Below are 19789 nucleotides of genomic sequence, written 5' to 3' on the forward strand. Positions count from 1 at the left end.
GCGATGCCAGCGGCGGAACACGACCGGATCACGGTGCGGGCGTTGCTCGCGCGCCCGGTCTACCGGCGGTGGTGGGCCGCCGCGACGATCTCGCGCGCCGGGGACGTCCTGGCCGGGGTGACGCTGCTCCTGCTGGTGCTGGACCGAACCGGCTCCGGTACGGGTGTGGCCGGAGTGGTGATCGCCGACGTCCTGCCCGTGCTGCTGCTGGCTCCCCTGGCGGGCATCGTCGTCGACCGCTGGCCCCGGCGGCGGATCATGATCGCGGCGGATCTGGTCCGCGTGGTCCTCGCCGCGACGCTGCCCCTGGTCGATGCTCACGTGTTCGCGATCTACGGCATCGCGTTCGCGCTCTCCGCCGCCGCGGTGTTCTTCAACCCTGCCGCCAACAGCCTGCTGCCCGCGCTGGTCGGCGAGCGCGAGCTGGTCGCCGCCAACTCCGGTGTCTGGACGACCGCCATCATCGCCCAGATCGCGCTCGCCCCGCTGGCCGGAGCGCTCGCCGCGGCAGCCGGCTTCGCCGTCGCGTTCTGGGTCAACGCCGCTTCCTTCGCCGCCAGCGCCGTGCTGCTCGCCGGAATGGCAGTACCCGGTCATCGCGCCGCCGCGATCACCCGGGGCTGGCTGCGCGACTCCCTCGACGGCGCGCGCCTGCTCGTCGCCGACCGGCTGCTGCGGGCGCTGGCCGCCGCACAGCTGCTCGCCGCGCTGTCGGCCGGGGCCATCAGCGCCCTGCTCGTCGTCCTCGCCCAGGAGCGGCTCGGCCTCGGCCCGCAGGGTTTCGGGTGGCTGCTGGCGGCGATCGCCGTCGGCGCCGTCGCCGGTCCCGTCCTGCTGACCCGGACCTTGCGCGGCCGCGTCGGCCCGAACCTCGTGTTCGCCGCCTTCGGGCTGCGCGGCCTGGTCAACGTGCTGCTGGCCGTGACGACATGGCCCGTTCTGGCCGCCGCGTCGCTGCTGCTCTACGGTCTGGGCACCTCGACGGGAACCATCGCCTTCACCAGCCTGGTGCAGACCCACACCGACGAGGCGGTGCGGGGGCGCGTCTTCGCCGCCCTGGACTCGCTGTTCCAGGCAGGCAGGCTCGTGAGCCTCCTCGTCGGCGGTCTCCTGGCCGACGCGCTCGGCATCACCGCCGTCTACCTCCTCGGCTCCGCCCTGCTGCTCGCCGCAGCGGCGAGCGGCTTCGCCCTCGCCCGGGACCCCCGCCGGCGATGAACGGGCCGGGGTCAGACGCTGTTTTTTGTCGTGATGCGAGGTGTCGTAGCGCGGGGTTCTGTCCTTGAAGCGGCGCAGCCGCTTAGCCCACCCTCGCAACTCGCACCGCAGCGGGTTCTCAGGCGCCTTCTCGCGAGGACAGCCCCGACGTGGTGAATTGGCATTCATGAGTCGGGGATCCCACAGCGAGAAGACTCCTGAGGTTCCGCCACCCGCACCGCAACGCAAAACGAGCCGGCGACCGGATCTACTAGACGCTGCGCAGCACCGAGACGACCGTGCCCAGCACGGCGGCCTTGTCGCCGTCGATGACCTCGTAAGCCGGGTTGCGCGGTTCGAGGTACACGTGGCCGTTGCGGCGGCGGTACACCTTGACGGTGGCCTCGTCGTCGATCATCGCAGCGACGATCTGGCCCGAGTGGGCCTCGGACTGCTGGCGCACCACGACGATGTCGCCGTCGCAGATCGCGGCGTCGATCATCGAGTCACCGCGCACCCGGAGGCCGAAGACGTTGCCGCGCCCGGTGAGCTCGCGGGGCAGGGTCAGCACGTCGTCGACGTGCTCCACCGCCGAGATGGGCGTTCCGGCGGCGATGTCGCCGACCACGGGCACGGGCACCGAGTGCTCGGCGGACTCCCGTGTGGACGGTTCCCGGAGGAACGCGCGCACGTCGATCGGCCGGGACATCGTGTTGCTGCGCCTGAGGAAACCCTTCTCCTCCAGGCTCGCCAGGTGCTTCGACACCGACGAGGACGACCGGAGGCCGACGGCGTCGCCGATCTGCCGAGTGCTCGGCGAGTACCCGTGCCGTATCACCCAATCCCGGATGGTGACCAGGATTCGCTGCTGGCGCAGCGGCAGGGTCGAGGGGTCCAGGTGCTCGAACACGTCGAGATCGTCGTAGGCGGCCACCCACGGAATGGTAGAGGTGCACACCCACCACCGGCCCACCGCCCTGCGAGGTCATCAGGTCGTGGGCCGGCGGCCCCGGAGTCCTGTTCGCACGCGTTCACACCGGCAATCGCGAACTCTCCGCCTCGGGCAACCGAATCCCCTCGAAACGCGATCGCGGTCCCCGACCACGTGACCGCTCCGTTCAGTAACCGATGGTGAAGCGCCGCTGCACGAACTTCGGCAGTTCGGCCTCGTCCACCAGGGCGATCGCGGCGTCCTCGAACGAGATCCGGCTCCGGCCGTCGGCGTCGGTGATCAGTTGGTCCCCACCGATCCGGAAGCGTCCGGTTCGCGCCCCGGGAGCGATCTCGGCCGCCGGGCTGAAGTAGGTCCACAGGCGGTTCGACAGCCGGTATGCGTTGAGGGCGTCGCGGTGTCCTCTGACGGCTGCGGCGTACTCCCGGGGAAGGCCGATCTCCGCCAGCCCTTCTCCGAGCACGTCGTCGTTGCCGTCGGCCGGCACGACGCCCGGTTCCGTCTCCAAGCTCCCCGCGCCGCCGACGACGATCAGCCGCGTTCGAGGGTGCCGGTCGAGCGCAGTGAGGAGTGCTCGCGCCGCGTTCGCGTACACCGCTGGGTCGGCGATCGACCGCAGGCACAAGGCACGATGCCGATGTGATCGTCCCCGCATTGATCGACACACTCCTGCTCCTGATCATCCGCGAGTGGATCGAGAACAACACGGCCGACAGGCTCTGGGCGACCGCGTTGAACGACCCGACGATCCTCGCCGCGTTGCGCACCATCCACGGCCGACCCGAAGCCGCCTGGACCGTGGAGTCGCTGGCTCAATCCTGCGGACTGTCCCGCGCAACCTTCGCCTCGAAGTTCAAGAACCTCGTCGGCATGCCGCCGCTCACCTACCTCACGTGGTGGCGGATGACGCTGGCAGCGCGAGAGCTGCGCACCACCGACGCCCCCGTCGGCGCCGTAGCCCGACGCGCCGGCTACACCTCCGATTTCGCATTCACCAAGGCGTTCAAACGCGAATTCGGCGTCTCCCCGCAGGGTTACCGCCTGCAGCGGCGCGGGAATCCATCGAGGCGATGACCAACCCGGCGTGACTACAGCCGACGGCCGCGCGGCCCAACACTTTGCCCTTGCGCTAAGTGTTGGGCCGGGTTGATACTTAGCCGCATGGCTCAGTATTCGGCTGTGCTCGACGGCGTGTTCATCGCTCTCGCCGACCCGACGAGGCGCGCGGTTCTCCGGCGGCTCGGTCGCGGGCCGACGAGCGTCGGCGACCTCGCCAGGGACGCCCCCATGACGTTGCCGTCATTCATGAAGCACGTGCGGGTGCTCGAGTCGAACGGCCTGATCCGCACGGCCAAGTCCGGCCGGGTGCGCATCTGCGAGCTCAACCGGGAGCGGTTCGCGCTCGTCGAGGACTGGCTCGCGGAGCAGCGACGCATCTGGACGGACCGCACCGATCGCCTGGAGCGGTTCGTCACCAACCCGAAGGAGGAGCAGTGAACCTCGAACTCGATCTCGGCATCGACCGGGTCATCCGCGCGCCCCGCAAGCAGGTGTGGGACGCGTGGACCGATCCGGCGAACCTGGCGCAGTGGTGGGTGCCCGCCCCGACCCGCTGCCGCGTCGAGCGCCTCGACGTCCGGCCCGGCGGCGCGTTCGTCACGCTGATGAGCGACGACGGCGACGCGTTCGTCCCGCACCTGGACGCGTGCTTCCTCGTGGTGGACGAGTACGAGCGGATCGTCTTCACCAACGCGCTCGACAGCGGATGGCGCCCCGCGAGCCCCGCACCGGTCCCGATGACCGCCGAGATCGTCCTGCGGGACCACCCGGACGGCACCGACTACCGGATCGTCGTGCGCCACGGCGACCCCGCCGCCCGCGCCCGGCACGCCGAGCTGGGTTTCGCCGAGGGCTGGGGCACCACCACCGACCAACTCGCCCGGCTGGCCGAGGGCAGGTAACCGGGTTCTCGGATCCTTGGTCGCGGGGCTTATCCGCACTAAGGCCCGCCGTTGGAGCAGCGGGCCTTGAGAAGGCCGTCGTGTGGCGGTACGAGCGCGCACTGGCCGCCTACCTCAAGCGCCGCTTCGCCGGACGGCGAGCTGCGCGCGTACACCATCGCCGCGCACGACTGCGGACTGCGCACCTGGATGCGTTCGGGCGCCGACGGAGATGCCGCGTCCACCGTGGACCGCGCGCTCGACCTCGTGCACCGCACCTGGGGTGAGACCGGTGAGACGCTCGTGGTCGTGGCCAGGACCACCACCCCGATGTGGCAGATCGTCCAACGCATCGAGAGCCTGCAGACCGAACGCGGCCGGGCCGATACCGAGTAGCGGCCGAGAGGAGCTCAGTGTCCTAGCGGGGACCTCAGCCGCTATGGGCGACCGGCTCGGGATCGGCGTCGAGCGCATCGAGCACTGCGTCGCCGTTCGCCCTCGCCCATTCGGTCAGCATGTGGATCGGATCGATCAGCGTCGCCCCGAGCGGGGTGAGCTCGTACTCGACGCGGGGCGGCACCTCGGCGTAGGCGTGGCGGCGGACGAGTCCGTGCGCCTCGAGCCGTCGGAGCGTCTGGGTGAGCATCTTTCGGGAGATGCCGCCGATCAGCTCGATCAGCTCGCCATGGCGCACCGGGCCCTTGCTGAGGCCGTAGAGCACGACCACCGTCCACTTGTCGGCGATGAGCTCGACCGCCAGACGCGCCGGACAGTCGGCGAGAAAGGGATCACCGGGACCGAAACCGCTCATGGCGCCAAAGGTACCTGCCGGTTCCTATCGGAAACATAGCCTGGGTTCTCTCCCCCTCCAAAGCCAGGAGAGTCAATGCGAGTCATCACCCAGCAGACGCTCGGCGGTCCCGAGGTGCTCACCATCGTGGACGCGCCCGAGCCCCAGCCCCTCCCGACCGAGGTTCTCGTCCGCGTCAAGGCGATCGGGCTGAACCCGCTGGAGGCGCGCCTGCGCGCCGGCGAGTTCCCGCTGATCGGCCAGCCGCCGTTCATCCTCGGCTGGGACATCAGCGGCGCGGTCGAGGAGGCGCCGCAGACGTGGCGGTTCAGGCCCGGCGACGAGGTGTTCGGGATGCCGCGGTTCCCCCGGGCGGCGAGCGCGTACGCCGAGGTCGTGTCGGCGCCGGCGTTGCACCTGGCGCGCAAGCCGGCGGCGCTCTCGCACGTCGAGGCGTCGGCGCTGCCGATCGTCGGGCTGACGGCGTGGCAGGGCCTCGTCGACCTCGGCGGCGTGACCGAGGGCGACCGCGTCCTGGTCCACGGCGGTGGTGGCGGGGTCGGCCACGTCGCGATCCAGATCGCGAAAGCGCTCGGCGCGCACGTGATCGCGACCGCCAGCGGGAGCAAGCGGAAGTTCGTCGAGGGGTTCGGCGCCGACGAGGTGATCGACTACACGGCGGTCGACTTCACCGAGGCGGTCCGCGACATCGACGTCGTGCTAGACACGATCGGCGGCGACACCGTCGAGCGGTCGCTCGAGGTGCTCCGCCCAGGCGGTCACCTGGTGACGGCGGTCGCCGAGGAGGATTCGGAGCTCGCCGCCAAGTACGAGGCGGCCGGCATGCGCTTCAGCGGCATCGCGGTCGACCCCGATCCGGTCGCCCTGCGAGGTCTCGTCGAACTCGTCGAACAGGGCAGGCTCCGGGTCCACGTGCAGGAGACGTTCCCGTTCGAGCGCGTCGCCGACGCGCACCGGCTGCTCGACGGCGGTCATCTCCAGGGCAAGCTCGTCCTCACCGTCTGATCCCGTCGGTGGGGCCTCGCGTGAGCGAGGCCCCTGAAGCCGGTACTTCTTCCAGTTCGCTGCGTCCCTTGGTCTGCAGCCACACAGTTCGGTGGCCGACATCGATCTCGTCCAGGTGCGCGGCGAGAGGCTCGGTCACCGCCGGTGATAGCGGTGCCGTGACCGGTCGCGCGGGCACGCCATCTTGAATGCGGGGCGGGTGGCTTCCGGCCGCCCCGCCCCGCATTTCGTCGTGCGGCCACCGCCCTCAGGCCGGGGTGTCCGCCGCCGGGCCGGGAAGCGGGATGACCTCGCCCGTGCAGCGGCCGTCCGGGTGCATCAGCCAGCCCACCCGCTTCCGGGTCCGCAGGATCACCGAACTGTTCACGATTCCCCCTGCGGGCAACAGCCGTTCGAGGTTGTCCTGCATGTTCATCAGGTCGCCCATGTCCGCCGTCCACGCGTTCACCACGAGGTTCGCCGAACCCGTCACCGACATGCACAACCGCACCCGCGAGTCCTCGCGCAACCGGGACACCGCCGCGGGCAACGCACTGTTCGGCAGCCGGCACCACCAGATCACCGCGATCGGCCACCGGGTGTGCAACTGGGCGACTTCGCAGCGCAGTCGCAGCGCCCGGGACCGCAGGAGGGCGGTCAGCTGGCGGCGGACCGTGGAAGTCGGCCGGTCGAGCCGCTCGGCCAGTTCCGCCGCGGTGGCCCGGCCATCGTGCGCGAGCTCGGACACGAGCGGGGCGAAGACCTTGGATCTCAGGTAGATCGGTTCGCTGGGCCGGTCCCGTTCGGCGCGGCCCCCTTGCAGGATCGCCTCCCGCTGCGCGCGGTCGAGCGCGTCCAGCTGCCACTGGTTGCCCTCGATGTGCCGCTTGGTGCCGATGTGGGAGTGCAGCGACGCCACCCCGGGCAGCTTCGGCAGCTCGTCCAGCAGCAGCGCGGAGAGTTCGCCGAACGAGCTGGCGGAAACCGTCAACAACAGGTCCAGTCCACGCGCGGCGTGTTCGATGTTGTGCACGCGGTGCGTCCGCTCCAGCCTCCGGGCCACGTCGTCCACCGCACCCGGGGCGCAGTTCATCTCGACCAGGGCCACCATCGCGCCGCCGGAAAGCTCGCCGTACTCGGGATATGCGGTGATCCAGGCCATCCCCGCCGCGCGGAGCCGGGCCCAGCGCTGCGCCAGTGCCGTGGGCGACGCGCCGAGCGTCGGGGCCAGCGCTGCCCACGGCGCGCGAGGCCACAACTGCAGGGCGTGAATGAGCGCCAAGTCGTCCTCAGAGAAGTCTTGATGCACGTTTCTCGCTCTCTGCGGGCTGAAAATGAGCGTATCGAGCGAATGATCTCCCTCATCCGCAGGTGAGTCCACACTCTAGACCAGCTCGAAGCGAGATCAAGGGGTTCGCGAAGTTGGATCTGCTGGACGATGCGCGGGCGCCGCAACCGGTTCCGGCCCTGGAACACCGGAAACCGCACCAGGTGCCCGGAATCGGCCTGCGGTCGCAGCGTACCCGGGAACCACGCGCCCGATCCGGACGGCCGCGGACATCGTGCCGCCGCACCGGCATCGGTCCGTGCACTGAGGACCAAGGAAGGGAGCGGCGATGACGCACCAGCGCACCTCGACCGGCCCGAGGCTGACCCGCCGCGGCGTGCTCCAGCTGGCCGGGGCCGGGGCGGTGCTGCTCGGCACCGCCGGCTGCGGGGCTTCGGCCAGGGCCGCCGGCGACGTGTTCGTCTACGGCCGGAGCTCGGACGCCGTCTCCCTGGACCCGATGAACCAGACCGACAGCGAGTCCTACGCGGTCGTGCACCAGATCTTCGACTCGCTGCTGCGCTACGCCCCGGACGGAAAACTGCTGCCGGCGCTGGCGAATGCGGTGCCGGAACCCGAGAACGGCGGCCGGCAGTACACCTTCGAGCTCCGCGAGGACGTGCGCTTCCACGACGGAACGCCGTTCGACGCCAACGCCGTGGTGTTCAACTTCCGGCGCTGGCGGGAGGCCGGGCACCCCTACCACCGCGGCGGCGGCCCGCAGAGCAGCAAGTTCGCGTACTACAAGAACCTGTTCGGCGGCTTCGACGAGAAGTCGGTGATCGCCGGGGTCGAGAAGATCGGCCCGCACGCGGTGCGGTTCGACCTCCGGGAACCCTACGGGCCGTTCCTCCCCACGCTCGCCGGCGCGCAGTTCGGCATCGCCTCGCCCACCGCGATCCAGCGGGACGTGGAGAACTTCTGGCAGCGGCCGGTCGGCACCGGCCCGTTCGCGCTGGAATCCTGGCAGCGCGGAAGCAAGCTCACCTTGCGCCGCAACGAATCCTGGTGGGGCACGCGGCCGGGCGACGCGGGGCGGCGGCTGAACACCGTGGTGCTCACGCCCATCCCGGACAGCACGGCCCGGGTGGCGGCGCTGGTCGGCGGCGATCTCTCCGCCGTCAACGGCATCGTGCCGCAGGACGCCGACGCGCTGCGCGACACCCCGGGATTCGCCGTGACCCAGCACCCGCAGGAGTGCTTCAGCTACTTCGCCATGAACACCCGGCGCGAGCCGTTCCGGAACCCCTTGGTGCGCAAGGCGATCGCGCACGCGATCGACCTGCCGCGGATCGTGCGGTACTTCTTCGGCGAAGGGGCCGAGGTGGCCGGCGCGCCGCTGTACGGGATCTCCGCGTTCGTCGACCGGTCGATCCGGCCGCACCCGTACGACCCGGAACTGGCGCGCAGGCTGCTTGCCGAAGCCGGGCTGCCCAACGGTTTTCGCACCACGCTCTGGTACATGTCCACCGCCCGGCCGTACATGCCGGACGGCAAGGGCGTCGCCCAGGCGGTGCAGGCGAACCTGGCCGCGGTCGGGATCACGGCGGAGCTCGTCACCTACGAGCTGGCGACCTACGTGGAGCGGACCGGCAAGGGGCTGCACGACATCGCCATGTTCGGCGGCACCACGATCGGCGTGGACTCCTACTTCCCGCTGAGCTACTGGTACGCCGGCGCCAGCGCGACGGAGACCAACTCGTCCAACTTGTCCTTCTACCAGAACTCGCAGGTCGACGCGCTGCTCGCCGAGGCCAGGGTTACCGCCGAGGTGGAGAAGCAACGTGCCCTCTACGCCGAGATCCAGCACATCGTGCACGACGAGGTGCCGGTGCTGCCAATCGCCTACGTCAGCCCGCCGGTCGCGCTCCGCGCGTCGATCCGCGGCTTCGGCACCAACATCGCCATGGACGACCTCGATGCCCTCACCGTCTGAACCACCCGCCGGACGCCGGGGAGGTGTCGGGCCTTGCTGATCTACATCGCGCGTCGGCTCGGGCAGTTGATCCCCGTGTTGCTCGGGGTCTCCGCGATCGTGTTCTTCACCGTGCGGATGATCCCGGGCGACCCGGCGCAGATCATCCTCGGCGAGAACGCCACGGCTGAGCAGATCGCCGAGCTGCGCGCCCAGATGGGCCTGGACGAGCCGATCATCGTGCAGTACTGGCTGTTCCTCGGCCGGGCGCTGCGGGGCGATCTCGGCGAGTCCATCGTGTCCGGTCGGCCGGTGGTCACCGAGCTCGCCGCGCGGCTGCCCGCCACCCTGGAACTGACCCTGGCGGCGCTGCTCATCGCCGTGGTGGTCGGCATCGCCCTCGGCACGCTGGCGGCGAGCAGGCCGCACTCGCTGCTGGACAAGGTCGCGTCGGTGTTCGCCGTCGCCGGGGTGAGCATGCCGATCTTCTGGCTGGCCATGATCTTCATGGTGGTGCTGGGCGTGAACCTGCACCTGCTGCCGTTCCCCGGCCGGTTGCCCGCAGCCGAGTCGCTGCCGGCGGTCACCGGCCTGAACCTGGTCGATTCGCTGCTCGCGGGGGATTGGGCGATGTTCCGCGCCTCCCTCGCACACCTGACCATGCCGGCCCTCGCGCTGGCCACCATCCCCTGCGGCGTGATCATGCGGATGACGCGGTCCAGCATGCGGGAGACGCTGGCCGAGGACTTCATCCGGACCGCCCGGGCGAAGGGCGTCTCGCCGCTGGTCACGACCGTCCGGCACGGCCTGCGCAACTCGATGCTGCCGGTGATCACGGTGATCGGGCTGCAGCTCGGCCTGCTGCTCGGCGGCGCGGTGATCACCGAGACGATCTTCTCCTGGCCCGGCATCGGTCAGATCGCCTACCAGGCGGTGTTCCAGCGCGACTACGCACTGATCCAAGGCGTGGTGCTGTACGCCTCGCTGCTGTTCGTGCTGGTCAACCTGGTGGTCGACGTCCTGTACGCGGTGTTGGACCCGAGAGTGAGGTACTGATGGCCGACCAAGTGGCCACCGCGCCGCAGAGGGGCGCCCGGAGCCGGCGGCAGCGCGCGTTCTTCGCCAACCGGCTCGCGGTGTTCGGGGTCGTGGTGCTCGGGATCTTCGCGCTGGTCGCCGTGCTGGCCCCGGCCCTCGCGCCGTTCGACCCGTACGCGCAGGACCTCGGTGGGCGGTTCCAGCCGCCGGGCGGCACGCACCTGCTCGGCCAGGACGAGCTGGGCCGCGACATCCTGTCCCGGTTGCTCTTCGGGGCCCGGGTGACGCTGTCCGCCGGGCTGCTCTCGGTCGCGCTGGCCGCCGTCGTCGGGACGGCGATCGGGCTGCTCGCCGGCTACCGGGGCGGCTGGTTCGACGCGGTCCTGATGCGGCTGATGGACATCCTGCTCGCGTTCCCCAGCGTCCTGCTGGCGATCATGATCGTCTCGACGCTCGGGCCGGGGCTCGGCAACGCCATGCTCGCGGTGGGCATCGTCGCGGTCCCGCAGATCGCCCGGGTCGTCCGGTCCGCGGTGATCGGGCTGCGGGACAGCGACTACGTGCTGGCGGCGCGGTCCATGGGCGCCGGGCACGGGAGGATCCTCCTGCGCACGCTGCTGCCGAACTGCCTGGGCCCGCTGATCGTCCAGGCCACCCTCAGCCTCGCCGCGGCGATCCTGGACATCGCCGCGCTGTCCTTCCTCGGCCTCGGCGCGCAGGCGCCGACACCGGAATGGGGTGCCATGCTCTCCGACGCCTTCCGCGCCGGCTTCCACGTGTTCCTCACCAGCCAGTTCGCGATCGTCTTCCCCGGGTTGATGATCGCCGTCGCGGTGCTGTGCGTGAACTTCATCGGCGACGGCTTCCGCGACGTCTTCGACCCGAAGGCGGTGCGGTGATCATGCCCCTGCTGGAAGTCGAGGACCTGCAAGCGCACTTCCGCACCGCCGACGGCGTGGTGCGCGCGGTGGACGGCGTCTCCTTCACCGTCGACGAGGGCGAAACGCTCGGCATCGTCGGCGAGTCCGGTTCCGGGAAGAGCGTGACCGCGATGTCCATCATGCGGCTCAACCCGTCGCCGCCCTGCCACTACGCCGGCGGCCGGATCCGGTTCCGGGGCCGCGACCTGCTCGGTGCCTCCGAGCGCGAGCTGCGGTCGATCCGGGGCAACGAGATCTCGATGATCTTCCAGGACCCGACCACGTGCCTGAACCCGGTGCTCACCATCGGCGACCAGATCGCCGAGGCGATCCGCACCCACGAGCGGGTCTCCTGCGGGGAGGCGATGCGCCGGGCGGTGCGGACGCTGGACGAGGTCGGCATGCCCAGCCCGGAGCGCCGCGCCCGGGACTACCCGCACCAGCTCTCCGGCGGCATGCGGCAGCGGGCCATGATCGCCGTCGCGCTGGCCCGGCGGCCGAAGATCCTCATCGCGGACGAGCCGACCACCGCGCTGGACGTCACCATCCAGGCGCAGATCCTGGAGCTGCTCGGCCAGCTGAAGTCGGCGTACGGCATGTCCATCATCATGATCACGCACGACCTCGGGGTGGTCTCCCAGATCGCCGACCGCGTGCTGGTGATGTACGGCGGGAAGGCGGTGGAGTCCGGCACGCCGAAGCAGCTCTTCCAGGACCCGCTGATGCCCTACACCTGGTCCCTGCTGCGCGCGGTGCCCAGGCTGGACTCCGAGGTCCCGCCGGAGCCGATCGGCGGCCATCCCCCGTCGCTCGCCGACGCGCCGCCCGGTTGCCGGTTCGCGCCCCGGTGCCGGTTCGCCGACGACCGGTGCACCCGGACCGAACCGGCGCTGGACCGCAAGGCCGAGGGCCGGCTGGCCGCCTGCGTGCACACCGCGGCCGCCTTCCGGGAACTGGCCGGCGCGCTGGACGACGCGGAGGCGGGCCGATGAACGACTACCTGGTGGAGACCCGGGATCTCGCCTTGCACTACCCGGTGCGGGGCGGGCTGTTCCGCCGGACGGGCGGTCTGGTCAAGGCCGTCGACGGGGTGAACCTCGGCGTGCGGGAGGGCGAGACGCTGGGCCTGGTCGGCGAGTCCGGCTGCGGCAAGAGCACCCTCGCCCGGCTGCTGCTGCGGCTGGCCACCCCGACCAGCGGCGAGGTGCGGTTCGCGGGCGAGGACATCTTCGCGCGGCGCGGCGCCGAACTGGCCCGGCTGCGCCGCGACATCCAGATGATCTTCCAGAACCCGTCGTCCTCGGTGAACCCCCGCCTCAGCGTCGGCGAGATCATCGCCGAGCCGCTGCGCATCCACCGGCGGCCGGACGTGCGGCGGCGCGTGCTCGAACTGATGGAGATGGTCGGGCTGCACCCGGACCACTACGACCGGTACCCGCACGAGTTCTCCGGCGGGCAGCGCCAGCGGATGGGCATCGCCCGGGCCATCGCGCTGCGCCCCAGGGTGGTGGTCTGCGACGAGCCGGTATCCGCGCTGGACGTGTCGATCCAGGCGCAGATCCTCAAGCTGCTCAAGGAACTCCAGCGCGAACTCGGCCTCACCTACGTGTTCATCACGCACGACCTGTCGGTGGTCAAGCACCTGTGCGACCGGGTGGCGGTGATGTACCTGGGCAAGGTGGTGGAGGTCGCCGACCGGGCGGAGTTCTTCGCGAGCGCGGCCCACCCGTACACCGCGTCCCTGCTGTCGGCCATCCCGCTGCCCGATCCGGACGCCGAAGCGCGGCGGCAGCGGGTGGTGCTCGCCGGGGACGTGCCGTCGGCGCTGAACCCGCCGACCGGCTGCGCCTTCCACCCGCGCTGCCCCCGGGCCCAGGCTCGGTGCGCGCGGGAGGCGCCCGCCCTGATCGCCGACGAGTCCGGTCGACGGACGGTTTCCTGCTTCTTCCCGGTACGCCCCGGCGAGGAACTCCAACTGCCCGCAGAGGACGGTGCGAACGCATGACCGACATTGCCGGACTGCTGACCGGGATGATCCCGCCGCTGATGCGGCGCTGGGCGGTGCCCGGCGTCGGCGTCGGCGTGCTCACCCCGGACGGCAGCCACCGCCTCGGCTTCGGCGTGACCAATGTGGACCATCCGTTGCCGGTCGACGAGCACACGCTGTTCCAGATCGGCTCGGTGTCCAAGACGTTCGTCGGCACGATGCTGGCCGCGCAGGCCGACGCCGGGCGGCTGGGCCTGGACGACCTGGTGGCCGACCGCCTGCCGGGCGCGGGGCTGGACCGCCGGATCACCGTCCGGCACCTGCTCACCCACTCCTCCGGCCTGTTCGGCGATCACCTGATCCTCAACGGGCCCCGACTGCTCGCCGACGGCGCGGACGACTCGATCGCCACCGGCGTCGCGCACATCGCCGGGCTGCCGCTGATGTTCGTCCCCGGCACGAACTACTCCTACAGCAACGCCGGGCTGATCGTCGCCGCGCGGCTGCTGGAGGTCGTCACCGGCCGGCGGTACGCGGAGCTGGTCCGCAGCGAAGTGCTGGAACCGGCCGGGATGCGGCACACCTGCACCACCGCGGACGAGGCGATCACCCACCGGGTGGCCGCCCCGCACCGCAGCGACGCCGGGCCCGAGGTGGCCCGGACCGCGGGCTGGCAGCGCGGCTGGCAGCTGCCCGGCTGGGACGTGCCCGGCGGCGGGCTGGTGTCGTCCGTGAGCGACATGCTCGACTACGCCCGCTACCACCTCGCCGGGAAGACCCCGGCGGAGCCGTTCGTCCCGCAACGCGAGCGCAGCGGCGCGACCGAGCGGATCGGGCTGATCTGGCGGCTGGACGACGTCGACGGCGTGCGGCTGGCCTACCACGGCGGGCTGACCATCGGGTACTGCACCCAGCTGTGCCTGGTCCCCGAACGGGGAGTCGGCTTCGTGCTGCTGACCAACGGCACGTCGGGCGAGCAGGTGAACCGGGAGGTGCGCGCCGCGCTGCTGCGAGAACTGGTCGGCATCGCCTCCGAGGCGCCGCCCGCAGAACCCGGCGACGCACCGGCCGACGCCGCCGGGCTGGCGGGCAGTTTCGACGCGTCCTTCTACCGCCTCGAACTCAGCCCGCGCCCCGACGGGCGCGCCGCAGTGCGCATCCACCGCCCGACGCCCCGGCCGGGCAGGTACTACCTGGAGCCGCCGTCGATCGAGCAGGTCGCCTGGTGCGGGCAGGACCGGCTGGTGATCATCGAGCCGGCGAGCGAACGCGGCACGACCATCGACGTCTGCCGGGACGACTCCGGCGCGATCAGCGGACTGCGCCTGCGCGACCGGCTGGCGCCCCGGGTCGACGGCTGACGCGGTGATCAGGAGGCGCTGGCGAGCTGGCTCTTGAACAGCTGGCCCGAAGTCGGCAGCGAAGCCGGCACGGGCCAGCTCTCCGGATCCCAGGCCCCGGACCGCAGGAACGCCCGGCCGCAGTGCACGAACAGCTCGTCCACCTCGACGACCACCGCCAGCGCGGGTTCGACGCCGCGAGCGGCGAACTCGGCGAAGAACGGGGCGGAACGCACGATCGTCGCGCGGCCGTTGACCCGCAGGACGTGGTCGACGCCCGGCACCACGAACAGCATGCCCACGCGGGGATGCTGGAGGATGTTGCGGAAGCTGTCGAGGCGCCGGTTCCCGTTGCGGTCGGCGAAGGCCAGCGTCCGGTCGTCGTCGAACAGCAGCACGCTGCCCGCCGCGTCGCCGCGGGGCGACAGGTCGACGCTGCCGTCCGCGGCGGTGGTCGCGAGGAAGAACAGCCTTGCGGCTGCGATGAAATCCCTGCTGAGCTCGTCGATCCCGGCGATGCCCTTGGCCGCGATCGCCGGTGCCGGCGGCTCCACCACTTCGCGCAGCGCCGCCTCCGACGTCACCAGCTCGGCCTGGCCCGGATTCCACGTCGTCATGCGCGTGCCCTTCGATTCGCGACGGCCAGCAGGTAGAGCAGGTAGGGGGCGCCGACGGCCCCGGTGACCACGCCCACCGGGAGCTGCAGCACGGCGCCGGAGAAGAGGTGCTGCGCCACGAGATCCGCGCCGAGGGTCACGAGCGCGCCGGTCATCGCCGCCGGGAGCAGGCTCGGTCGGCCGGTCCGCAGCAGGCGCACCGAGATCGGCCCGGACACGAACGCCACGAAGGCAACCGGACCGGCCACCGCGGTCGCGACGCCGGCCAGCGCCACGGCCACCGCCAGCAGCCCGAGGCGGCACCACTCGACCCGCAGCCCCAGCCCCCGGGCGACCTCGTCGCCGAGCTGCAGGGCGGCCAGCACGCGACCGAGCACCAGCGCGACCGGCACCAGCACGGCCAGGAACGCCGCCGCGGTGGCGGCCTCGGCCCAGCCGACGCCGTTGAGGCTGCCGGTCAGCCAGAACAGGGCGATCGTCGCGATTTCGGTGTCGCTGCGCGTGATCAGGTACGAGACGATGCTCGACAGGACCGCCGCGACGCCGATGCCGACCAGCGCCAGCCGGTGACCGGTGATGCCGCGCCGCCACGCGAGCAGGTAGATCAGCCCGGCCGTGGCCAGCCCGCCGGCCAGCGCCGCCGTCGGCAGCACGAAACCCGACGCCCCGAACACGGTGATGCACAGCAGGGCGGCCAGGCTCGAACCGGCCGTCACGCCGATCACGTCCGGACTGGCCAGCGGATTCCGCAGGATGTGCTGGAAGATCGAGCCGGCCAGCCCGAGCGCCGCCCCGACCAGCAGGCCCGTCAGGGCGCGCGGCATCCGCAGCCGCAGCACCACGTAGTCCGTTCTCGGCGTGCCCTGGCCGAACAACGTCGCGACCACGTCGGGCACGCCGATCGGATACCGGCCGAAGCACAGGGCGAAGATCAGGACGGCGACCACGGCGGCGGTGAGCCCCGTGAGGACGACCGCGTAGCGGAGGCCGTTGCGGCGGCGCGCCGCGACCAGCGTCGTCATACGGCCACCAGCTTGCGGCGCCGGACGAGGTGGATGAACACCGGCGCCCCGATGATCGCCGTGACGACGCCGACCTGCACCTCGCCCGGCGGCGCGACCACGCGCCCTACGATGTCGGCCACCACCAGCAGCAACGGGGCCAGCAGCATCGAGAACGGCAGCAGCCAGCGGTGGTCGGGGCCGGTCAGCAGCCGCGCGGCGTGCGGGACGATCAGGCCGACGAAAGCGATCGGGCCGGCTATCGCGGTCGCGGAGCCGCACAGCACCACGACCGCCGCCGCGCAGGTCACGCGGCCGACCACCACGTTGTGCCCCAGCGATCGGGCCACATCGTCGCCCAACGAAAGTCCATTGAGGACTCGGGTGCACGCGAAGGCGAGCACGAAACCGGCCGCGAGGAACGGCAACGCCTGCCAAGCGGAGTCCGAGGCCCGGCCCCACAGCGAACCCACCTGCCAGAACCGGAACTGCTCGAAGGTCACGTTGTCGGTGACGAGGACGCCGGTGGTCAGCGAGCCGAACGCGGCGGTGCACGCCGCCCCGGACAGCGCGATCCGCAGCGGCGTGCTGCCCTCCCCGCCCAGCATGCTCACCCCGTAGACCAGGACCGATGCGAGGATCGCGCCGAGGAAGCCGAACCACACGTACCCGGCCACCGACTGCAAGCCGAGCACGCTGATCGCCAGCACGATGCACAACGACGCACCGGCGTTGACGCCCATGATTCCCGGGTCCGCCAACGGGTTCCGGGTCACGCCCTGGATGATCGCGCCGGCCAGCCCGAGCGCCGCGCCCGCGAGCAGCCCCACGATCGTCCGCGGAACGCGCACCTGCCAGATGATCAGGTGGTCGGGATCGCCCGGGCGCGGGTGCAGCAGCGCGTCCAGCACCACAGCGGGCGCGAGCCCCTTGGCGCCCACCATGATGCTCGCGAAGGCCGCTAGCACCAGAACCGCCGCGATCACCCCGAGGACGAGACCGGGACGCGTCCCGCGCCGCACCGAACCCACGGCGCTCAGCGCGCCAGCGCCTGCGCGACCAGCGGGACGACCTCGTCCACCGCGCGGACCAGGCCGAGCGGGGTGCCGCTGGAGAAGGCGTGCGAGATCTCCTCGTCGGAGAGCACGACCGCGTGCCCCGCCTGGACCGCGGGCACCGACCGGAACAGCGGATCGCCGGAGATGTCGTCCGCGCTCACGCCGATCGGCGACATCAGCACGAGGTCCGCGTTGAGCAGGTCCATCCGCTCCGGCGAGATGGAGACCGAGAAGCTCTCCCCGGCCTGGGCCTGCACCTGCGGCGACTGGACGAAGCCGAGGCGCTCCATGAGCTCGACGCGGGAACCGCCGTTGACGTAGGCGCCGTAGGAGCCGACCATCTTGGAGCCGACGACCACGGTCTTGCCCGCGAACTCCGGGTGCGCGGCCGCGGCGTCGCGGAACTTCGCCTCGACGTCCGCGTGGACCTGCTGCGCCTCCGCGGTCCTGCCGAGGGCCTTGCCGATCATGTCGAGCTGCTGGTCCCAGTTCGTCCGGTACGCCTGCCCGCCGGCCGGGATGCTCACCACCGGCACGCCCAGCCCGGCCAGCAGGTCGTGGCGGTCCCGCTCGCCGCTGGCGCGGATGTCCAGGATCAGATCCGGTTCCAGCGCGGCCACGGCCTCCATGTCGACTTCCATGGTGCCGAGCATCGTGGGCGGCGTCGCGTACCTCTTGTCCGCGGGCAGCCACGGCGGAACGCCGTCCCCGCCGATCGGAAGCCAGTCCGCCGCGCCGACCGGCTGCACGCCGAGCGTCAGGGCGACCTCCGCGTCGCCCCAGCCCAGGGCCACGACCCGCTGCGGGCGCTCCGGGATCGTGACGTCACCGAACGCGGTCGGAACGGTCACCGGGAACTGCCCGTCCCCCGCCACCGGCCCCTTCCCGGGCTCCGGCCCACCGCACCCGGCGAGCGCCGCCACCAGCACCAACAGCATCGCCGCGAGCGCTCCGCGACCCCGACGCCCAGAGAACCGCATCAAGCCCCAATCAGAGTGGTTAAGTACGCCTAACCTAACTAATCCGACTGGGTCGAGTCCAGCACCCTCGGCGCGGCCGGGGACGACGTCGGTCACACCGGGCGGCCGGGACGACAAGCCCGGCACCGGACTCCACAGTGGAATCCGGTGCCGGGCTCAGGGGTCGTTGCAGAATGCTGTGCAGCCGCACGCCTCGGACCCGGCTACCAGCGGTGGGCGCAATCGCCACTCTTCGAGCGTCCAGTTCGCAGTTTCAATTGAAACTGCGGTCGACGTCAGGCGCGGGTCACCAGATGATCCGGGTCAGGTCCGCGCAGGACAGTTCGAGCGTCTCGAACGGCGCGCCGGGCCCGCGACCGGTCCATTGCACGGGCTTGACTCCCGCCAGCGACCAGCAAGCCAGCGGCGCGCGTTCCGGGCCGAGCATCGTGATCTCGCCGATCGACTTCTCCGGGCGGCTGCGCAGCCAGTCCGACATCGCCGCGGCGCGGCCGGCCTGCGGGCGGCTGAGGACGACGACGCCGGTTCCGGTTTCCAGGCCCGCGCAACTGGTGAACATGCCGAGGTCGCGATCCCCGATGCGCACCTCGAAGAGGCCGTCGAGCCCGTCCGAGCCCGTCATTCCGCGACCTGCGTCCGGTACGCCCAGCGGAACACCGGGAGGTTCGAGTCGCCGACCGCGCGATAGTCCGCGGTCCGCTCGAAGTGGTCGTACCCGTTCCACCGCCGGATCTTGATCCGCTCGGCCAGATCCACCTCCGCGGCCGTCACCTGGGTCGGGATCCCGACCGGGCCGCCTTCCAGGATGACTTCCCCATCACCAGACACGTCGGTCTCCTCCTGCCGAACCGAGCAGATCACCGATGCAAACTTACTCAAAGATGTTGTCCCGCAACAAAGTCTGTCCACTTGGACGAGGTTTCTCAATAATTGAGCGGCATTTTCACACCTGTGGGCGCGCCGGCCCGGGCCGGCGCGCAAGGGGTTCACACGGAATCGGGCACCTTCAGCCGCTCGTCGAGCACCGCGAGCACCTCCGCCTGGTGCTCGACCAGGTAGAAGTGCCCACCGGGGAAGACCCGCAGGTCCACTTCGGCGTCGGTGTGCTCCCGCCAGGCTTCGGCTTCCGCCAGGGTGACCTTCGGGTCGTCGTCGCCGAGCAGCACCGTGACCGGGCAGGCCACCTTCGCCCCGGGCTCGCCCTGGTAGGTCTCGGCCGCTCGGTAGTCGCTGCGAACCGCGGGCAGGATCATGCGCAGCAGCTCCTCGTCGCCGAGCACGTCGGCAGCGGTCCCGCTCAGCTTCCGCAGGTCCGCGACGAGCCCCTCGTCATCGCTCAGGTGCACCCACTCGTCCCGGTGCGTCGACGGTGCGCGGCGGCCGGACGCGATCAGCCGGATCGGCGCGACCTCCATGCGGCGCGCCACCTCGAAGCCCACCGCCGCGCCCATGCTGTGGCCGAAGAGCGCCAGCGGGCGATCCGCCCACGGCCGCAGCTCGGCGGCGAGCCGGTCCGCGAGCTCACCGATGTCGTCGATGCAGCGCTCCGCCAGCCGGTCCTGGCGGCCGGGGTACTGCACCGACAGCACCTCGACCCGCGGCGCGAGCGCGCGGGACAGCGGGAAGTAGAAGCTGGCCGAGCCGCCCGCGTGCGGCAGCGCGACCAGGCGGACCCCGGCGTCGGGCGCAGGGTGGAAGCGGCGGATCCACATCTGGCCGCCG

Annotated in this window: 23 protein-coding genes; 12 read left to right on the forward strand and 11 right to left on the reverse strand. The window is 71.3% G+C overall.

Annotated features, from left to right (window positions below; genetic code table 11):
* Positions 1–3 precede the first annotated feature (3 nt).
* Entirely contained in the window at positions 4–1218 is a 1215-nt protein-coding gene (locus AB0H93_RS12810) for an MFS transporter (RefSeq protein ID WP_358571691.1), read from the forward strand.
* Between the two features lie 250 nt (positions 1219–1468).
* Here AB0H93_RS12810 and lexA read toward each other — a convergent pair whose 3' ends face one another.
* Positions 1469–2131 (reverse strand): transcriptional repressor LexA, encoded by a 663-nt coding sequence (gene lexA / locus AB0H93_RS12815; RefSeq protein WP_358381128.1) that lies wholly within the window; start codon positions 2129–2131, stop codon positions 1469–1471.
* 184 nt (positions 2132–2315) lie between these two features.
* Positions 2316–2774, reverse strand: a complete 459-nt coding sequence (locus AB0H93_RS12820) for a hypothetical protein (RefSeq protein WP_358571693.1) — start codon at positions 2772–2774, stop codon at positions 2316–2318.
* Positions 2775–2803: 29 nt separating this feature from the next.
* Here AB0H93_RS12820 and AB0H93_RS12825 point away from each other — a divergent pair, with 29 nt between their 5' ends.
* The 4 genes from AB0H93_RS12825 (at position 2804) to AB0H93_RS12840 (ending at position 4485) form a co-directional block, all read left to right on the forward strand.
* Positions 2804–3223: a helix-turn-helix transcriptional regulator gene (locus AB0H93_RS12825; RefSeq protein WP_358571695.1), complete on the forward strand. Its 420-nt coding sequence runs from the start codon at positions 2804–2806 to the stop codon at positions 3221–3223.
* A gap of 87 nt (positions 3224–3310) precedes the next feature.
* Positions 3311–3646, forward strand: a complete 336-nt coding sequence (locus tag AB0H93_RS12830; protein WP_358571697.1) for a metalloregulator ArsR/SmtB family transcription factor — start codon at positions 3311–3313, stop codon at positions 3644–3646.
* On the forward strand, positions 3643–4110 hold the full coding sequence (locus tag AB0H93_RS12835; RefSeq protein WP_358571699.1) for an SRPBCC domain-containing protein: 468 nt from the start codon (positions 3643–3645) through the stop codon (positions 4108–4110). Before AB0H93_RS12830 ends, AB0H93_RS12835 begins: the two co-directional genes overlap by 4 nt.
* 66 nt (positions 4111–4176) lie before the next feature.
* Positions 4177–4485 carry a hypothetical protein gene (locus tag AB0H93_RS12840; RefSeq protein ID WP_358571701.1) on the forward strand — a complete coding sequence of 103 codons (309 nt, stop codon included), beginning with the start codon at positions 4177–4179 and terminating at the stop codon, positions 4483–4485.
* A gap of 34 nt (positions 4486–4519) precedes the next feature.
* Here the strand turns inward: AB0H93_RS12840 and AB0H93_RS12845 are convergent, their stop codons facing one another.
* Complete coding sequence (locus tag AB0H93_RS12845; protein WP_132487769.1) at positions 4520–4900, reverse strand: helix-turn-helix domain-containing protein; 381 nt, start codon at positions 4898–4900, stop codon at positions 4520–4522.
* A 75-nt stretch (positions 4901–4975) separates the two neighbouring features.
* Here AB0H93_RS12845 and AB0H93_RS12850 point away from each other — a divergent pair, with 75 nt between their 5' ends.
* Entirely contained in the window at positions 4976–5905 is a 930-nt protein-coding gene (locus tag AB0H93_RS12850) for an NADP-dependent oxidoreductase (RefSeq protein WP_358571703.1), read from the forward strand.
* A 247-nt stretch (positions 5906–6152) separates the two neighbouring features.
* On the opposite strand, the gene AB0H93_RS12855 is transcribed toward AB0H93_RS12850, so the two are convergent.
* The gene (locus AB0H93_RS12855; RefSeq protein ID WP_358571705.1) at positions 6153–7166 is read right to left on the reverse strand and encodes an Lrp/AsnC family transcriptional regulator; all 1014 of its coding nucleotides are present in this window, start codon (positions 7164–7166) and stop codon (positions 6153–6155) included.
* 334 nt (positions 7167–7500) lie between these two features.
* Here AB0H93_RS12855 and AB0H93_RS12860 point away from each other — a divergent pair, with 334 nt between their 5' ends.
* From AB0H93_RS12860 to AB0H93_RS12885, 6 genes are read left to right on the forward strand one after another with little or no spacing between them, the layout of a single operon-like run.
* Positions 7501–9147, forward strand: coding sequence for an ABC transporter substrate-binding protein (locus AB0H93_RS12860; protein ID WP_358571707.1), 1647 nt, complete (start codon positions 7501–7503; stop codon positions 9145–9147).
* 33 nt (positions 9148–9180) lie between these two features.
* Positions 9181–10182, forward strand: coding sequence for an ABC transporter permease (locus AB0H93_RS12865; RefSeq protein WP_358571709.1), 1002 nt, complete (start codon positions 9181–9183; stop codon positions 10180–10182).
* On the forward strand, positions 10182–11063 hold the full coding sequence (locus AB0H93_RS12870) for an ABC transporter permease (protein WP_358571711.1): 882 nt from the start codon (positions 10182–10184) through the stop codon (positions 11061–11063). Before AB0H93_RS12865 ends, AB0H93_RS12870 begins: the two co-directional genes overlap by 1 nt.
* 2 nt (positions 11064–11065) lie before the next feature.
* On the forward strand, positions 11066–12076 hold the full coding sequence (locus AB0H93_RS12875) for an ABC transporter ATP-binding protein (RefSeq protein ID WP_358571713.1): 1011 nt from the start codon (positions 11066–11068) through the stop codon (positions 12074–12076).
* Positions 12073–13089: an oligopeptide/dipeptide ABC transporter ATP-binding protein gene (locus AB0H93_RS12880; RefSeq protein WP_358571715.1), complete on the forward strand. Its 1017-nt coding sequence runs from the start codon at positions 12073–12075 to the stop codon at positions 13087–13089. The genes AB0H93_RS12875 and AB0H93_RS12880 overlap by 4 nt, the downstream gene beginning before the upstream one ends.
* Positions 13086–14432 carry a serine hydrolase domain-containing protein gene (locus tag AB0H93_RS12885; RefSeq protein WP_358571717.1) on the forward strand — a complete coding sequence of 449 codons (1347 nt, stop codon included), beginning with the start codon at positions 13086–13088 and terminating at the stop codon, positions 14430–14432. Before AB0H93_RS12880 ends, AB0H93_RS12885 begins: the two co-directional genes overlap by 4 nt.
* A gap of 8 nt (positions 14433–14440) precedes the next feature.
* Here AB0H93_RS12885 and AB0H93_RS12890 read toward each other — a convergent pair whose 3' ends face one another.
* The 7 genes from AB0H93_RS12890 to AB0H93_RS12920 form a co-directional block, all read right to left on the reverse strand.
* The gene (locus AB0H93_RS12890) at positions 14441–15028 is read right to left on the reverse strand and encodes an MSMEG_1061 family FMN-dependent PPOX-type flavoprotein (protein WP_358571719.1); all 588 of its coding nucleotides are present in this window, start codon (positions 15026–15028) and stop codon (positions 14441–14443) included.
* A complete protein-coding gene (locus AB0H93_RS12895; RefSeq protein ID WP_358571721.1) occupies positions 15025–16050 on the reverse strand; it encodes an iron chelate uptake ABC transporter family permease subunit in 1026 nt (341 codons plus the stop codon). Before AB0H93_RS12895 ends, AB0H93_RS12890 begins: the two co-directional genes overlap by 4 nt.
* Positions 16047–17060, reverse strand: a complete 1014-nt coding sequence (locus AB0H93_RS12900; protein ID WP_358571723.1) for an iron chelate uptake ABC transporter family permease subunit — start codon at positions 17058–17060, stop codon at positions 16047–16049. Before AB0H93_RS12900 ends, AB0H93_RS12895 begins: the two co-directional genes overlap by 4 nt.
* Before the next feature lie 5 nt (positions 17061–17065).
* A complete protein-coding gene (locus AB0H93_RS12905) occupies positions 17066–18025 on the reverse strand; it encodes an iron-siderophore ABC transporter substrate-binding protein (RefSeq protein ID WP_358571725.1) in 960 nt (319 codons plus the stop codon).
* A 328-nt stretch (positions 18026–18353) separates the two neighbouring features.
* Positions 18354–18689, reverse strand: coding sequence for a hypothetical protein (locus AB0H93_RS12910; protein WP_358571727.1), 336 nt, complete (start codon positions 18687–18689; stop codon positions 18354–18356).
* Positions 18686–18895 (reverse strand): DUF5988 family protein, encoded by a 210-nt coding sequence (locus AB0H93_RS12915; RefSeq protein WP_358571729.1) that lies wholly within the window; start codon positions 18893–18895, stop codon positions 18686–18688. The genes AB0H93_RS12910 and AB0H93_RS12915 overlap by 4 nt, the downstream gene beginning before the upstream one ends.
* Before the next feature lie 158 nt (positions 18896–19053).
* Entirely contained in the window at positions 19054–19779 is a 726-nt protein-coding gene (locus AB0H93_RS12920) for an alpha/beta fold hydrolase (RefSeq protein WP_358571978.1), read from the reverse strand.
* Positions 19780–19789 lie beyond the last annotated feature (10 nt).

The sequence above is a fragment of the Saccharopolyspora sp. NPDC050642 genome (genome assembly GCF_040654735.1).
Lineage (GTDB): Bacteria > Actinomycetota > Actinomycetes > Mycobacteriales > Pseudonocardiaceae > Saccharopolyspora > Saccharopolyspora elongata.

Bases quoted from the DNA above. Each gene is read 5' to 3' on its own strand.
- AB0H93_RS12845 (WP_132487769.1), bottom strand. From the start codon at position 4,900: ATGAGCGGTTTCGGTCCCGGTGATCCCTTTCTCGCCGACTGTCCGGCG.
- AB0H93_RS12860 (WP_358571707.1), top strand. From the start codon at position 7,501: ATGACGCACCAGCGCACCTCGACCGGCCCGAGGCTGACCCGCCGCGGC.
- AB0H93_RS12895 (WP_358571721.1), bottom strand. From the start codon at position 16,050: ATGACGACGCTGGTCGCGGCGCGCCGCCGCAACGGCCTCCGCTACGCG.
- AB0H93_RS12910 (WP_358571727.1), bottom strand. From the start codon at position 18,689: ATGACGGGCTCGGACGGGCTCGACGGCCTCTTCGAGGTGCGCATCGGG.
- AB0H93_RS12870 (WP_358571711.1), top strand. From the start codon at position 10,182: ATGGCCGACCAAGTGGCCACCGCGCCGCAGAGGGGCGCCCGGAGCCGG.
- AB0H93_RS12875 (WP_358571713.1), top strand. From the start codon at position 11,066: ATGCCCCTGCTGGAAGTCGAGGACCTGCAAGCGCACTTCCGCACCGCC.
- AB0H93_RS12905 (WP_358571725.1), bottom strand. From the start codon at position 18,025: ATGCTGTTGGTGCTGGTGGCGGCGCTCGCCGGGTGCGGTGGGCCGGAG.
- AB0H93_RS12880 (WP_358571715.1), top strand. From the start codon at position 12,073: ATGAACGACTACCTGGTGGAGACCCGGGATCTCGCCTTGCACTACCCG.
- AB0H93_RS12850 (WP_358571703.1), top strand. From the start codon at position 4,976: ATGCGAGTCATCACCCAGCAGACGCTCGGCGGTCCCGAGGTGCTCACC.
- AB0H93_RS12890 (WP_358571719.1), bottom strand. From the start codon at position 15,028: ATGACGACGTGGAATCCGGGCCAGGCCGAGCTGGTGACGTCGGAGGCG.
- AB0H93_RS12830 (WP_358571697.1), top strand. From the start codon at position 3,311: ATGGCTCAGTATTCGGCTGTGCTCGACGGCGTGTTCATCGCTCTCGCC.
- AB0H93_RS12810 (WP_358571691.1), top strand. From the start codon at position 4: ATGCCAGCGGCGGAACACGACCGGATCACGGTGCGGGCGTTGCTCGCG.
- AB0H93_RS12920 (WP_358571978.1), bottom strand. From the start codon at position 19,779: ATGTGGATCCGCCGCTTCCACCCTGCGCCCGACGCCGGGGTCCGCCTG.
- AB0H93_RS12885 (WP_358571717.1), top strand. From the start codon at position 13,086: ATGACCGACATTGCCGGACTGCTGACCGGGATGATCCCGCCGCTGATG.